The sequence below is a fragment of the Pseudomonas sp. PAMC 26793 genome (assembly GCF_000313235.1).
Lineage (GTDB): Bacteria > Pseudomonadota > Gammaproteobacteria > Pseudomonadales > Pseudomonadaceae > Aquipseudomonas > Aquipseudomonas yamanorum.
The window spans coordinates 135547-148311 of sequence record NZ_AMXG01000040.1 but is presented as its reverse complement, the minus strand read 5'-3'; the positions used below and the strand labels follow the sequence as shown (position 1 = coordinate 148311).

Below are 12765 nucleotides of genomic sequence, written 5' to 3'. Positions count from 1 at the left end.
TTTCCGAAGGGTTTTTCATCCACGGGGATGGTGCTTGGCGTGCATCTCCTGCAAACGTGCCCGCGCCACGTGGGTGTAGATCTGGGTGGTGGATAAGTCACTGTGGCCCAGGAGCATTTGAACCACGCGCAAATCCGCGCCGTGGTTGAGCAAATGCGTGGCGAACGCGTGGCGCAGGGTATGGGGCGACAACGACTTGCCGATCCCCGCGACCTTGGCCTGATGCTTGATGCGATGCCAGAAGGTCTGGCGGGTCATCTGCTCGCCACGCTGGCTGGGGAACAGCACATCGCTGGGCCGACCGTTGAGCAACTCGCTGCGGGCGTCGCGCATGTAGCGTTCGACCCACACAATCGCCTCTTCGCCCATGGGCACCAGGCGCTCCTTGCTGCCCTTGCCCATCACGCGCAATACGCCCTGGCGCAGGTTGACCTGCTCCAGGGTCAGGCTGATCAGCTCGGTGACGCGCAGGCCGCAGGCATACAGCACTTCCAGCATGGCGCGGTCACGCTGGCCGATGGCCTCGCTCAAGTCCGGGGCTGCGAGCAGGGCTTCGACGTCAGCTTCCGACAGGGATTTGGGCAATGGCCGGCCCAACTGCGGCATGTCGATTTGCAGGGTGGGGTCCACAGCGATCAGCTTTTCCCGCAGCAGGTAGCGATAAAAGCCACGTACACCCGAGAGAAAACGCGCGGTAGAGCGCGGTTTGTAATTTTGCTCCAGGCGCCAGGACAAATGGTCGAGGATCAGCTCGCGACCGGCGTTGAGCAGCTCGAGGTTTTTTTCCTGCAACCAGCCATTGAACAACGCCAGGTCACTGCGGTAGGCCTGGCGGGTGTTGTCTGACAGGCCTTTTTCCAGCCATAGGGCATCGAGGAAGCGGTCGATCTGGGGATGGTCGATGGCGGGCATGAGGGCTCAGGCTGGGAAAGTGGCGGTGTCGGGTAGATCCTATCGCAGCACAGTCATCTACACATCAATGAAGGTGGGCAAATAATCTGTGGCGAGGGATCTTGCTCCCGCTGGCGCGCGAAGCGGCCCTGATTGACCATTGAGGTCCAACAGAGAGACTTCTATTGCCGGTTTCAGGGCCGCTGCGCAGCCCAACGGGAGCAAGCTCCCTCGCCACAAAAGCGGAAAACGGCTTTAAGGTCAGTGCGACGCTGAATTTCTTCGAGGCGGGTAATCATGAATAGCTACCAGGGAAATGGACAAATTTCAGGCAACAAAAAAGCAGCCCGTAGGCTGCTTTTTTCTGCATCGGGAAGCTGGACTTAAGCCAGTTTTTCCTTGATGCGAGCTGCTTTACCGGACAGGTCACGCAGGTAGTACAGCTTGGCTTTACGTACGTCACCGCGACGCTTAACGGCCATGCTGTCGATTTGCGGGCTGTAGGTCTGGAAAGTACGCTCTACGCCAACACCGTTGGAGATTTTACGAACAGTGAAAGCACTGTTCACACCACGGTTACGCTTCGCAATTACCACGCCTTCGAACGCTTGCAGACGCGAACGGTCGCCTTCCTTCACTTTCACCTGAACGACAATGGTGTCGCCCGGGGCAAAGGTAGGGATCTCTTTGGTCATCTGCTCTGCTTCGAGTGCAAGGATGATTTTGTTAGTCATGCTGTGCTCCTAAGGTAAGTCATCGGACCTACCATCGATACGTTGTTAACTATCGTCCCGCCCGAGGATGTATTCCTCGAGCAGCTTCTTCTCTTCTCCAGAAAGCGAGCGGCTTTCCAGAAGATCGGCGCGTCGTTCATAGGTCCGCCCGAGGGACTGCTGTAAACGCCAACGCCGGATGTGTGCGTGATTGCCACTTAGCAATACGTCGGGAACACGCTGATCCGCATACACCTCCGGTCGGGTGTAGTGCGGGCAATCCAGCAAACCATCCGTGAAGGAATCTTCCTCCGCGGAGTCCACATGCCCTAAAGCTCCAGGCAGCAGTCGTGTAACCGCATCTATCAGGACCATCGCCGGCAGCTCGCCGCCAGACAGGACATAGTCCCCAATCGACCACTCTTCATCGACGTGAGCTTCAATAAACCGCTCGTCAATGCCTTCATAGCGACCGGCAATCAGGATTAATGCTTCCAGATTCGCCAACTCGCGTACCGCCGACTGATTCAGCTGACGGCCTTGAGGGGACAGGTAAATTACCTTCGCCTTCTCCCCGGCGGCTGCCTTGGCCTGAACCAACGCATCTTCCAGGGGCTTGATCTTCATCACCATGCCCGGGCCACCGCCAAATGGGCGGTCGTCCACAGTGTGATGTCGATCTGTCGTGTAGTCTCGCGGGTTCCAACAGGTGAGCTGCAAGAGCCCCTGTTTCACCGCCCGACTGGTGATGCCGTACTCGCTGATGGCGGAAAACATCTCGGGAAACAAACTGATCACTTCAACGCGCAGGTTAGCCACCTTAGAAGTCCGCGTCCCATTCCACCTTCATCTCGCCCGCTGCCAGGTCGACGGCCAACACGCATTGCTCTGTATAGGGCAACAGGCGTTCACGATCATCCAGGCTGCCAGCGCAAGGCTTGACCACCATTACATCATTGGCGCCGGTTTCCAGAAGATGATCGATTTTCCCGAGCAATTGCCCGAGTTGATCAATAACCTTCAAACCTTCCAGCTGGTACCAGTAGTACTCGCCGTCGGTCAATTCAGGGAACAGGTTGCGCGGCACGCAGATCTCATAACCGGCCAGAAGACGAGCTTCTTCACGATCATCAAGACCCTTGAGCTTTGCGACCAGGAACTTGTCGTTCCCGCGTCCACTGACCAGCTCTACCTGTTTCACACTACCTTCGCGCTTGAGCGTCCAGGTCTTGTACTGCAACAGGTTTTCAGTCGGATCAGTAAAGGAATACACCTTCACTTCGCCGCGAACGCCATGAACAGAATAAATCTTGCCGATAACGATCAAATCATCAGCAACCGCTGGCGTCGCGTTCATATTGCTCAGGCCGCAGCCTTAGATGCATCCTTCAACAACTGAGCAACGCGCTCAGAAGGTTGTGCACCAACGCTCAGCCAGTAGGCTACGCGCTCTTGGTTCACGGACAGACGGACTTCTTGACCACGAGCGATCGGGTTGAAGAAGCCAACTTGTTCCTTGTGAGAGCCGTCACGTGGGTTGCGGCTGTCAGTTACGGTCAAGTGGTAAAACGGGCGCTTTTTGGAGCCGCCAAGGGCAAGACGGATTGTTAGCATGTGAACATCGTTCCTGTAGTCGGTGCTGCAAATCTAAATGCACAGCGGGCATAGGTGCCCGAAAGGCCGCATATTCTAAGGAATATCCGGACTTTTGCAAATGTCTTTTTCTGGCGCCTATCAGCGTGCCATTCAGATCTGCTATAGAGCCGTCGGTTAAAACGGCAAGTCAGCTCCCGCCAATGGCGGGTTTGCTGGAGATCCCACATCCGTGTGGGTCGGAGCAGAAGCAAGCTTCTGCTCGAATTCTTTACATTTTCGGCATGCCGCCGCCGGGCAACATACCGCCCATGCCGCGCATCATCTTGGCCATTCCGCCTTTTGCGGAGAATTTCTTCATCATCTTCTGCATCTGCTTGTGCTGCTTGATCAAGCGACCGATGTCCTGCACCTGAGTGCCGGAACCCATGGCGATCCGACGTTTGCGCGAACCGCTGATCAGCTCAGGGTCGCGGCGCTCGGCCGGGGTCATGGAATTGATGATGGCTTCCATCTGCTTGAATTGCTTCTCTGCCGCGCCCTGGGCATTGCCCATTTGCGCCAGGTTCACGCCGCCGATGTTCGGCAGCTTGTCCATCAGGCCGCCAAGGCCGCCCATGTTCTTCATCTGCTGCAGCTGGTCGCGGAAGTCTTCGAGGTCGAAGCCCTTGCCCTTCTTCAGCTTTTTAGCCAGCTTGTCGGCTTTGTCCTTGTCGAGGGTCGCTTCAGCTTGCTCGATCAGGCTGAGCACGTCGCCCATGCCGAGGATACGCGAGGCGATCCGCTCAGGGTGGAACGGCTCGAGCGCTTCGCTCTTCTCGCCCATACCGATGAACTTGATCGGCTTGCCGGTAATCGCACGCACCGACAAGGCGGCACCGCCACGGGCGTCACCATCGACCTTGGTCAGGATCACACCGGTCAGCGGCAGCGCATCACCAAAGGCCTTGGCGGTGTTGGCCGCATCCTGGCCGGTCATGGCGTCGACCACGAACAGGGTCTCTACCGGGTTGATCGCGGCATGCAGCGCCTTGATCTCACCCATCATCTCTTCATCGATGTGCAGGCGACCGGCGGTATCGACGATGACCACGTCGATGAATTTCAGCTTGGCTTCTTTAATAGCCGCCTGGGCGATATCGACCGGCTTCTGGCTCAGGTCGGACGGGAAGAAGGTCACACCCACTTCGCCCGCGAGCATTTCCAGCTGTTTGATCGCGGCCGGACGGTAAACGTCCGCAGACACCACCATCACCGACTTCTTCTTGCGCTCTTTAAGGAAGCGCGCCAGTTTGCCGGCGGTGGTGGTTTTACCCGCACCTTGCAGGCCAGCCATCAGCACAACGGCTGGCGGCACGGCGCTGAGGTTCAAATCTTCGTTGGCCGCGCCCATCAGGCTTTCGAGTTCGGCCTGGACGATCTTCACAAAGGCCTGGCCCGGGGTCAGGCTGCGGGACACTTCAGTGCCGACCGCGCGCTCTTTGACCGAGTTGACGAAGTCCTTCACCACCGGCAAGGCGACGTCGGCTTCCAGCAACGCCATGCGCACTTCACGCAGGGTGTCTTTAATATTGTCCTCGGTCAGCTTGGCCTTGCCGGTGACATGGCGCAGCGTCTGCGAGAGACGGTCAGTCAGATTTTCAAACATGCGCGATCCTTTCAGGCCCTATTCATCGAAATGCATTGTTAGACCGAGGTAATGGCGGCCCAGGCTGTGGTAAATCGCTATTAAAAACAGCGCTCGGCGAGCCTGCGGCGTGGGCAGGTCGCGGATTATAGCGAAGACTGTCGCCATGCACACCCGCTGTCTGGCCTGAGAGTCTTTCGTGTTACGCAGGTGTATGCCAAACTCAGCGCCTTTCGGGCCTGCTTAACAGGATTTATGCTCCCTTTGTCACCCAGTTTGCTACCCAGCCTCGCCGCCGCCATCTTGTATGCCGCTGCGACCCTCTATCAGGGCACTCGTCTGGCCCAAGGCGCCAAGGCCGACAAACGCCTGTTGGTAGGCCTTGGCGTCCTTGCCCTGCTCGCCCACGCGGCCAGCCTGTTCACGCACTTGATGACGCCGGTCGGCCTGGGCCTGGATTTTTTCAGCGCGGCCAGCCTGATTGCCGCCGCAGTGATCGCACTGACCCTGATGGCCTGTTACAGGATTCCGGTGGAGAACCTGCTGGTGCTGCTGTTCCCGCTCGGCGTGCTGACGGTACTGCTGGCGCAATTCACGCCGACCGGCACCGTGCAGGTCATTGATGAAGAGCCGGGCATCCTCGCCCACATCCTGCTGTCGATCCTCGCCTACGGCATGTTCACCATCGCGGTGTTCCAGGCCTTGCTGCTGCTGTTGCAAGACCACCAGCTCAAGCACAAGCACCCATCCGGGCTGATCAAGAACTTCCCGCCGTTGCAAACCATGGAAAGCCTGCTGTTCGGCTTCCTCTGGGCCGGCTGGACGCTGCTGTCGCTGTCGCTGATCTCCGGCTGGCTGTTCGTCGAGAACCTGTTCGCCCAGCACCTGGTGCACAAGACCCTGCTGGCGTGCCTGGCCTGGGTGGTGTTCAGCGTGCTGCTGTGGGGCCGCAACCGCCTCGGCTGGCGCGGGCACAAGGCGATCCGCTGGACCCTGGCCGGTTTCTGCCTGCTGATGCTGGCCTATTTCGGCAGCAAGCTGGTTCGCGAATACATCCTGCATATCTGACGGGCAGCCGACATGGACAACTTGCCCTTAGGGCCGATGCTTGCGGTAGTAGCCTTGCTGGTTTTATGGTCGGCGCTGTTTACCGCCATCGAAGCCGCCCAGCAACATTTGCTGGCCCTGCGCCCTGGCACCCGCCAGGGTGACAAAGCCGCCGCCCGCCTGAATTTCCCGCGCAACAGCCTGATCCTCTGCAACACCTTGTGCCGCGCCGTGGTGGTGATTCTCTGCACCCTGCTGGCGATCTACGCCTGGGCGGAAAACGGCCCATGGCTCGGCTGGGTGATCTCCAGCGCGATCCTGCTGGTGCTGGCCGACTATCTGCCCCGCGCCCTGGCCACTCGCCACCCGCAAACCATCCTCGGTTTCGGCAATACGTTGCTGAGCGTGCCGTTGAAAATCCTTTATCCGCTGGCTTGGCTGCTCAACGGCGTCAGCCTGTTGCTGCTGCGCCCATTTGCCCGCAAACCTGGCGTGGTCAAGAAGAGCGACGAGCCGCAGCCGGATCAGGACGACGAGCCGGAAGCCGAAATCCCCAACACCCGCGCACCGGGCATGCCAGGCATTCATGCCCTGGACAACATCACCGTGAATGACATCCTGGTGCCCCGCAGCGAAGTGGACGGCATCAACCTGGATGACTCGGTAGAGGAAATCATCGAGCAACTGCGGGTTTCCACGCGTACCCGGCTGCCGGTGTTCCACAGCGATATCAACCAGGTCGAAGCGGTGCTCAACACCCGGCAGATCCGCCATCTGCTGCCGGACGCCAGCCTGACCAAGGAAGCGCTGCTGGAGGCCTGTCACGAGCCCTACTTCGTACCGGAAAGCACACCGCTGCAACTGCAATTGCTGAACTTCCACAAGCAGCAGCGCCGCCTGGGCATGGTGGTGGATGAATATGGCGAAGTGCTGGGCATCGTGACTCTGGAAGACATTCTTGAAGAAATCGTCGGTGAGTTCGAAAGCGAGCAGCATCTCGACAACCCGCACATCCAGCCACAACTGGATGGTCGCTACGTGATCGACGGCGCCGCCTCGATTCGCGACTTGAACAAAACCCTCGGCTGGCACCTGCCCAGCGACGGCCCCAAGACCCTCAACGGCCTGGTGACCGAAGCACTGGAGACCATCCCGGACTGCGCCGTGTGCCTGAAAATCGGCCGCTATCGCCTGGAAATCCTCGAGACCGAGGACAACCGCGTCGCCAAGGTGCTGATCTGGCACACCAGCACAGTGCCGGTCGCCGCTTAAGCCCCTTGTTGGATCCGCAAACCGCTTCCTATAATCGGGCGGCTTACCCAAGCCCCGCCCGACCGCGTGCTACCCGCACTGAGCGCGTCCAGGCACCGCTTTACCGTGTCTGACCGGTGTTTGCTCCCATCCCGAGCCGCCCCGCGCACAACCCTGATCCATGGGTGTTCGACCAATAATAATCCGCGTCCAAACGCGCAATGACCGTCAGGGATACTTCAATGAGCACCACCTATAACGAGACGGCGACCGCCGCCCCGACCAACTCGACGGCCCGGGTCGCCACCGCGAGCATCATCGGCACCGCCATCGAGTTCTACGACTTCTATATCTATGCGACTGCCGCTGCCCTGGTGATCGGCCCGGTGTTCTTCCCGCAAACGTCCGGCACGGCGCAGATGCTTGCCTCGTTCCTGACCTTCGGTATCGCGTTTATCGCGCGGCCGTTGGGTTCGGCACTGTTTGGCCACTTTGGCGACCGGATCGGCCGCAAGTCGACACTGGTGGCGTCCCTGCTGCTGATGGGCGTGTGCACCACCCTCATCGGCTTGCTGCCCGGTTACGACAGCATCGGGGCCTGGGCGCCGATCCTGCTCTGCGTACTGCGCTTTGGCCAAGGCCTCGGGCTTGGCGGCGAATGGGGCGGCGCGGCGTTGCTGGCCACCGAGAACGCACCGAAGGGCAAACGCGCCTGGTTCGGCATGTTCCCGCAACTGGGCCCATCGATCGGCTTTCTGGCAGCCAACGGACTGTTCCTGATCCTGGCCATGAGCCTGAGCGACGAGCAATTCCGCAGCTGGGGCTGGCGCATTCCGTTCATCCTCAGCGCGGCGCTGGTGATGGTGGGCCTGTATGCGCGCCTCAAACTGCATGAAACACCTGTATTCGCGAATGCCGTAGCCAAAGAAGCCCCGGTTAAAGTGCCACTGGTGGAACTGTTCAGCCAGCATTGGCTGCCGGTACTGCTGGGCGCGGCGTCGATGGTGGTGTGTTATGCGCTGTTCTATATCACCACCGCGTTTTCCTTGAGCTACGGCGTGTCCACGCTGGGCTATAGCCGTGAAACCTTCCTCGGCCTGCTGTGCTTCGCCGTGCTATTCATGGGCGCGGCGACGCCGCTGGCAGCGTGGGCCAGCGACCGTTACGGGCGTAAGCCGGTGCTGATTGTGGGTGCGATCCTGACCATCCTCTCCGGCTTCACCATGGAACCGTTGCTGACCCACGGTTCAACCTGGGCCGTGGCACTGTTCCTGGCGCTGGAGCTGTTCCTGATGGGCGTGACCTTTGCCCCGATGGGCGCGATGTTGCCGGAACTGTTTCCGACCCGCGTGCGTTATACCGGTGCTTCGGCGGCGTATAACCTGGGCGGGATCGTGGGCGCGTCGGCGGCACCGTTCTTCGCGACCAAGCTGGTGGCGATGGGCGGTTTGAGTTACGTCGGCGGATATGTGTCGGCAGCAGCGGTGATCAGCTTGATTGCTGTGCTCTGCCTGAAAGAGACGCGCAATAACGATTTGAACAAGGTCGCCTGATGATCGTTCCCACGCTCTGCGTGGGAACGGCATCCGGTGACGCTCTGCGTCACGCCCTTAAGAGCGGACGCGGAGCGTCCAGCGCGGCATTCCCACGCGGAGCGTGGGAACGATCGGCGGGGGGGTTACAGCTCTACAACAACCGCCTTCGAAGCACGGGTCGCTTTAGCCCGGGCAGCCTCAATCGACTCATCCCGCGCCAGCGCAACGCCCATGCGGCGCTGACCGTTCACTTCCGGCTTGCCGAACAAACGCAACGCCGTGTCCGGCTCGCTCAACGCAGCCCCCAGGTTGGCAAACGCCGTCTGGGTCGACTTGCCTTCCACCAGAATCACTGCCGAAGCCGAAGGCCCGAACTGACGGATCAACGGAATCGGCAGGCCGAGAATTGCCCGCGCATGCAGGGCGAACTGCGACAGGTCCTGGGAAATCAGGGTCACCAAACCAGTGTCATGGGGACGCGGCGACACTTCGCTGAACCACACCTGATCGCCCTTGATGAACAGCTCGACACCAAACAGACCACGACCACCCAACGCCTCGGTGACCGCCTTGGCAACGCGCTCGGATTCCGCCAGTGCAATCGGGCTCATGGCCTGTGGCTGCCAGGATTCCTGGTAGTCGCCCTTCTCCTGACGGTGACCGACAGGCGCGCAGAAGGTGGTGCCGCCGATGTGGCGCACGGTCAGCAGGGTGATTTCGTAGTCGAAGTCGATAAAGCCTTCGATGATCACCCGGCCCTTGCCGGCACGCCCGCCTTCCTGGGCGTAATCCCAGGCTTTCTGCACGTCATCGGCGCTGCGCAGCAGGCTCTGGCCCTTGCCGGACGAACTCATCACCGGCTTGACCACACACGGGAAGCCCAGGTCGGTGACGGCTTTGCTGTAGTCCTCGAAGGTGTCGGCGAAGTGGTACGGCGAGGTCGGCAGGTCCAGCTCTTCAGCGGCCAGGCGACGGATGCCTTCGCGGTTCATGGTCAGCAAGGTCGCACGGGCGGTCGGGATCACGTTGAAGCCTTCGGCTTCCAGCTCAACCAGGGTGGCGGTGGCGATCGCTTCGATTTCCGGCACGATGAAGTGCGGCTTTTCGGCCTCGATCACGGCACGCAGGGCGGCGCCATCGAGCATGTTGATCACATGGCTACGGTGGGCAACCTGCATGGCCGGTGCGTTGGCGTAGCGATCCACGGCAATCACTTCAACGCCCAGGCGTTGCAGTTCGATTACCACTTCCTTGCCCAGCTCACCGCAGCCACACAGCATTACGCGGGTCGCGGTTGGCGACAATGGAGTTCCGATTCGGGTCATCTCAGGTCCTCAGGGGAGCGGATCGTGGGGAGAAAGGCCGGCATTTTACATGAACTGTAAAGATTGGCTTCAGTTGGCGACGCGCTGCCGGCGCAAACGCCAGGCCATGGCCAGCCACACCACGGTGACGCCGGCGAATTTCGAGACCAGGGCGGTGCCGGCCACGGCAGGCGTGAGTGCGCCGATCAGGCCGAAAAAGATGAAGGTATCGAGGGGAATACTCAGCGCCGAACTGATCCACAGGCGATCGTGGAGTGGGCGCTTGGTGATGCTGAACACCAGCCAGTCAATGCATTCGGACACCGCGAACGCCGTGGCGCTGGCCAGGGCGATGGACGGATCGGAGGTGATATAGGACAGCACCAGCGCCGCCAGCATGGCGATGATCGCGCCATGGCCGAAGCGGGTTTGCACCATGTCCCGCAGGACAAACACCAGGCCGCCCCAGGCAGACCAGATGACATCCAGGTGCGGAGCGGTGGAAAAGGCAAAGTTGATCAGCACGACGCTGCTGATATAGGCGATCAGGAAGAACATGGGGCGAGGGACCTGTGAACAAGGGGCACAGGGTACTTCACATTTGGAAATATGTCGTCTGGGCGGGCCCTTTCGCGAGCAAGCCCGCTCCCACATTTTGAACGCATTCCTCCAAGATAAACGCAATCAAATGTGGGAGCGGGCTTGCTCGCGAAAGCGGTCTATCAGGCGCCGGACTTCCCCGGAATCATCCACACCAGCCCACTCGCCTTCGCCCGCTCATGGCACAACCCCAGCACCGCCCGGCGCTCGGCGTTGTCCATGCGACTCCAGCGGGTAATCTCTTCCACCGTGCGCTGGCATCCCGTGCAGATATCATCGTCATCCAGCGCGCAAATGCTCACGCAAGGCGACGCTACCGGCCGTTCAGATACGGTCATTCTTCCTGCTCAACCAGATCACGGGCATAACGCTGGGCGTTATGCACATAGTGTGCAGCGCTGGCTTCAAGCATCTTCTTCTGCACGTCGGTCAGCTCCCGTACCACTTTGCCCGGCGAGCCCATCACCAGCGAACCATCGGGAATTTCCTTGCCCTCGCCGATCAGCGAGTTGGCGCCGATGATGCAGTGCTTGCCGATCTTCGCCCCGTTAAGAATCACCGCATTAATGCCGATCAAGCTGTAATCGTCGACGGTGCAGCCATGCAACATGGCGTTATGGCCGATGGTCACGCCGGTGCCGAGGGTCAGCGGGTAACCCATGTCGGTGTGCATCACGCTGCCGTCCTGCACGTTGCTGTTCTTGCCGATCAGGATCAGTTCGTTGTCGCCGCGCAACACCGCGTTGAACCAGACGTTGGCGCCCTCCTCCAGCTTGACCTTGCCCACCAGCGTGGCGTTGGGGGCCACCCAGCTGTTGGGATGGGTTTCGACTCGGGCGTCGCCCAGGCGGTATTTCATAGGTGGATCCTCACGGCAGGAACGATGGCCATCTGGCTCTTAGGTATTGATGAAGCTTTTCGGCGGTCGATGCAGGCTGATGTTGGTGTCGTCATAGAGCAGATTGATCAGCTCGACGATCATGATCGCCGTCAGGCCCCAGATCTTGTATTCGCCAAACCGGTAACTGGGCACGTACCAACTGCGGCCCTGGTAATCGATACGGTGGGTATGCTCGCGAGGGTCCTGGCGAAAAAACTCCAGTGGCACGCTGAAAACAGCGGCGATCTCGGCGTCATTGGCCAGGTATTCAACGTAATCGGGGATAACGCCTACATAAGGCGTGACGCGGATACCGTGCAGGGAAATCAGCGGGCTCAACGGGCCGATGACTTCCACCAGGCCCGGCGGCAGACCGATTTCTTCTTCGGCTTCCCGCAGCGCGGTGAAGATCAGGTCCGGGTCTTCCGGGTCGCGGCGCCCGCCAGGGAACGCCACTTCGCCGCCATGGGTCGACAACCCGCTGGCGCGCAAGGTCAGGATCAGCTCGGGTTCGTCACTGCGGGTGATCGGCACCAGTACCGCCGCTTCCGGGAACCGACCGTCGGTCTCCAGCGTGTGGGGCGTATGATTGCTTACCCGGCGAAGTAGCTCGTCCAGCATGAGTCATCTCGGTCTGTTGGCTACCTTGCATCATGCACCAAACCGTGCGCACGCCCAACCCCAAAACCCCGGGCGTGTCGCTAAACGACAACTTGCAGGCCATACCCGGTCACGCCAAGATAGGCGCACTCTCCAGGAACCCCAGCATGAACTTCTGCAGCCAGTGCGGTAAACCAGTCACCCAGCGCATTCCCGAAGGCGACGCACGCCTGCGTTATGTCTGCGATCACTGTCAGACCATTCACTATCAGAACCCCAATATCGTCGCCGGCACCGTGCCGGTGTGGGGCGACCAGGTGCTGCTGTGCCGCCGCGCCATCGAGCCGCGCCTGGGTTTCTGGACCCTGCCTGCAGGTTTTATGGAGAACGGCGAGACCGTCGAACAGGCCGCCATGCGCGAAACCATGGAAGAAGCCTGCGCCCGGGTGCGCAACCTGAGCATCTACACCCTGATCGACGTGCCGCACATCAGCCAGGTGCACATCTTCTACCGGGCCGAACTGATCGACCTGGACTTTGCCGCAGGCCCCGAAAGCCTCGAAGTGCGCTTATTCGATGAAGCCGACATCCCTTGGTCCGAGCTGGCTTTCCGCACGGTCGGGCGTACCTTAGAATGCTTTTTTGCTGACCGCCGGCAACAGTCGTATCCGGTGCGCAGCGAGTCCGTGCCGCCGCTGACCCAGTTGGCCAAATAACACTCCAG

At 60.3% G+C, this 12765-nt stretch carries 15 protein-coding genes; 4 read left to right on the top strand and 11 right to left on the bottom strand.

Going from position 1 to position 12765, the window contains the following annotated elements; translation table 11 throughout:
- Window positions 1-15: 15 nt before the first annotated feature.
- The 6 genes from xerD to ffh all read right to left on the bottom strand — a co-directional run bounded on the left by xerD (window position 16) and on the right by ffh (window position 4845).
- Window positions 16-912: a site-specific tyrosine recombinase XerD gene (gene xerD, locus D109_RS0121645; RefSeq protein ID WP_017478700.1), complete on the bottom strand. Its 897-nt coding sequence runs from the start codon at window positions 910-912 to the stop codon at window positions 16-18.
- A gap of 362 nt (window positions 913-1274) precedes the next feature.
- Entirely contained in the window at window positions 1275-1625 is a 351-nt protein-coding gene (rplS, locus tag D109_RS0121640; protein ID WP_003175895.1) for a 50S ribosomal protein L19, read from the bottom strand.
- A 45-nt stretch (window positions 1626-1670) separates the two neighbouring features.
- Complete coding sequence (trmD, locus tag D109_RS0121635) at window positions 1671-2381, bottom strand: tRNA (guanosine(37)-N1)-methyltransferase TrmD (protein ID WP_256219557.1); 711 nt, start codon at window positions 2379-2381, stop codon at window positions 1671-1673.
- A 43-nt stretch (window positions 2382-2424) separates the two neighbouring features.
- Window positions 2425-2961: a ribosome maturation factor RimM gene (gene rimM / locus D109_RS0121630; RefSeq protein ID WP_010565276.1), complete on the bottom strand. Its 537-nt coding sequence runs from the start codon at window positions 2959-2961 to the stop codon at window positions 2425-2427.
- A gap of 5 nt (window positions 2962-2966) precedes the next feature.
- Window positions 2967-3218: a 30S ribosomal protein S16 gene (gene rpsP / locus D109_RS0121625; protein WP_003209587.1), complete on the bottom strand. Its 252-nt coding sequence runs from the start codon at window positions 3216-3218 to the stop codon at window positions 2967-2969.
- Between the two features lie 250 nt (window positions 3219-3468).
- On the bottom strand, window positions 3469-4845 hold the full coding sequence (ffh, locus tag D109_RS0121620) for a signal recognition particle protein (RefSeq protein ID WP_003209589.1): 1377 nt from the start codon (window positions 4843-4845) through the stop codon (window positions 3469-3471).
- A 234-nt stretch (window positions 4846-5079) separates the two neighbouring features.
- On the opposite strand from ffh, the gene D109_RS0121615 reads away from it, so the two are divergent.
- The 3 genes from D109_RS0121615 to D109_RS0121605 all read left to right on the top strand — a co-directional run bounded on the left by D109_RS0121615 (window position 5080) and on the right by D109_RS0121605 (window position 8675).
- Entirely contained in the window at window positions 5080-5892 is an 813-nt protein-coding gene (locus tag D109_RS0121615; RefSeq protein ID WP_026078135.1) for an inner membrane protein YpjD, read from the top strand.
- Between the two features lie 12 nt (window positions 5893-5904).
- On the top strand, window positions 5905-7143 hold the full coding sequence (locus tag D109_RS0121610; protein ID WP_026078134.1) for a transporter associated domain-containing protein: 1239 nt from the start codon (window positions 5905-5907) through the stop codon (window positions 7141-7143).
- 221 nt (window positions 7144-7364) lie between these two features.
- Window positions 7365-8675, top strand: coding sequence for an MFS transporter (locus D109_RS0121605; protein ID WP_003209595.1), 1311 nt, complete (start codon window positions 7365-7367; stop codon window positions 8673-8675).
- A 125-nt stretch (window positions 8676-8800) separates the two neighbouring features.
- Here D109_RS0121605 and purT read toward each other — a convergent pair whose 3' ends face one another.
- The 5 genes from purT to D109_RS0121580 all read right to left on the bottom strand — a co-directional run bounded on the left by purT (window position 8801) and on the right by D109_RS0121580 (window position 12062).
- Complete coding sequence (purT, locus tag D109_RS0121600; RefSeq protein ID WP_026078133.1) at window positions 8801-9982, bottom strand: formate-dependent phosphoribosylglycinamide formyltransferase; 1182 nt, start codon at window positions 9980-9982, stop codon at window positions 8801-8803.
- 69 nt (window positions 9983-10051) lie between these two features.
- Complete coding sequence (locus D109_RS0121595; RefSeq protein ID WP_003209599.1) at window positions 10052-10519, bottom strand: hypothetical protein; 468 nt, start codon at window positions 10517-10519, stop codon at window positions 10052-10054.
- Window positions 10520-10683: 164 nt separating this feature from the next.
- The gene (locus D109_RS0121590) at window positions 10684-10899 is read right to left on the bottom strand and encodes a DUF1289 domain-containing protein (protein ID WP_017478695.1); all 216 of its coding nucleotides are present in this window, start codon (window positions 10897-10899) and stop codon (window positions 10684-10686) included.
- Entirely contained in the window at window positions 10896-11420 is a 525-nt protein-coding gene (locus D109_RS0121585; RefSeq protein ID WP_008438249.1) for a gamma carbonic anhydrase family protein, read from the bottom strand. Before D109_RS0121585 ends, D109_RS0121590 begins: the two co-directional genes overlap by 4 nt.
- Before the next feature lie 39 nt (window positions 11421-11459).
- On the bottom strand, window positions 11460-12062 hold the full coding sequence (locus D109_RS0121580; protein WP_017478694.1) for a CoA pyrophosphatase: 603 nt from the start codon (window positions 12060-12062) through the stop codon (window positions 11460-11462).
- Window positions 12063-12208: 146 nt separating this feature from the next.
- Here D109_RS0121580 and D109_RS0121575 point away from each other — a divergent pair, with 146 nt between their 5' ends.
- Window positions 12209-12757: an NUDIX hydrolase gene (locus D109_RS0121575; protein WP_017478693.1), complete on the top strand. Its 549-nt coding sequence runs from the start codon at window positions 12209-12211 to the stop codon at window positions 12755-12757.
- The last annotated feature ends 8 nt before the right edge of the window (window positions 12758-12765 follow it).

Excerpts from the sequence above, each read along its gene's own strand:
- D109_RS0121610 (WP_026078134.1), top strand. The coding sequence starts at position 5,905 with ATGGACAACTTGCCCTTAGGGCCGATGCTTGCGGTAGTAGCCTTGCTG.
- D109_RS0121615 (WP_026078135.1), top strand. The coding sequence starts at position 5,080 with ATGCTCCCTTTGTCACCCAGTTTGCTACCCAGCCTCGCCGCCGCCATC.
- rpsP (WP_003209587.1), bottom strand. The coding sequence starts at position 3,218 with ATGCTAACAATCCGTCTTGCCCTTGGCGGCTCCAAAAAGCGCCCGTTT.
- trmD (WP_256219557.1), bottom strand. The coding sequence starts at position 2,381 with ATGTTTTCCGCCATCAGCGAGTACGGCATCACCAGTCGGGCGGTGAAA.
- D109_RS0121595 (WP_003209599.1), bottom strand. The coding sequence starts at position 10,519 with ATGTTCTTCCTGATCGCCTATATCAGCAGCGTCGTGCTGATCAACTTT.
- D109_RS0121585 (WP_008438249.1), bottom strand. The coding sequence starts at position 11,420 with ATGAAATACCGCCTGGGCGACGCCCGAGTCGAAACCCATCCCAACAGC.
- D109_RS0121605 (WP_003209595.1), top strand. The coding sequence starts at position 7,365 with ATGAGCACCACCTATAACGAGACGGCGACCGCCGCCCCGACCAACTCG.
- D109_RS0121590 (WP_017478695.1), bottom strand. The coding sequence starts at position 10,899 with ATGACCGTATCTGAACGGCCGGTAGCGTCGCCTTGCGTGAGCATTTGC.
- purT (WP_026078133.1), bottom strand. The coding sequence starts at position 9,982 with ATGACCCGAATCGGAACTCCATTGTCGCCAACCGCGACCCGCGTAATG.
- rimM (WP_010565276.1), bottom strand. The coding sequence starts at position 2,961 with ATGAACGCGACGCCAGCGGTTGCTGATGATTTGATCGTTATCGGCAAG.
- xerD (WP_017478700.1), bottom strand. The coding sequence starts at position 912 with ATGCCCGCCATCGACCATCCCCAGATCGACCGCTTCCTCGATGCCCTA.
- D109_RS0121580 (WP_017478694.1), bottom strand. The coding sequence starts at position 12,062 with ATGCTGGACGAGCTACTTCGCCGGGTAAGCAATCATACGCCCCACACG.
- D109_RS0121575 (WP_017478693.1), top strand. The coding sequence starts at position 12,209 with ATGAACTTCTGCAGCCAGTGCGGTAAACCAGTCACCCAGCGCATTCCC.
- ffh (WP_003209589.1), bottom strand. The coding sequence starts at position 4,845 with ATGTTTGAAAATCTGACTGACCGTCTCTCGCAGACGCTGCGCCATGTC.
- rplS (WP_003175895.1), bottom strand. The coding sequence starts at position 1,625 with ATGACTAACAAAATCATCCTTGCACTCGAAGCAGAGCAGATGACCAAA.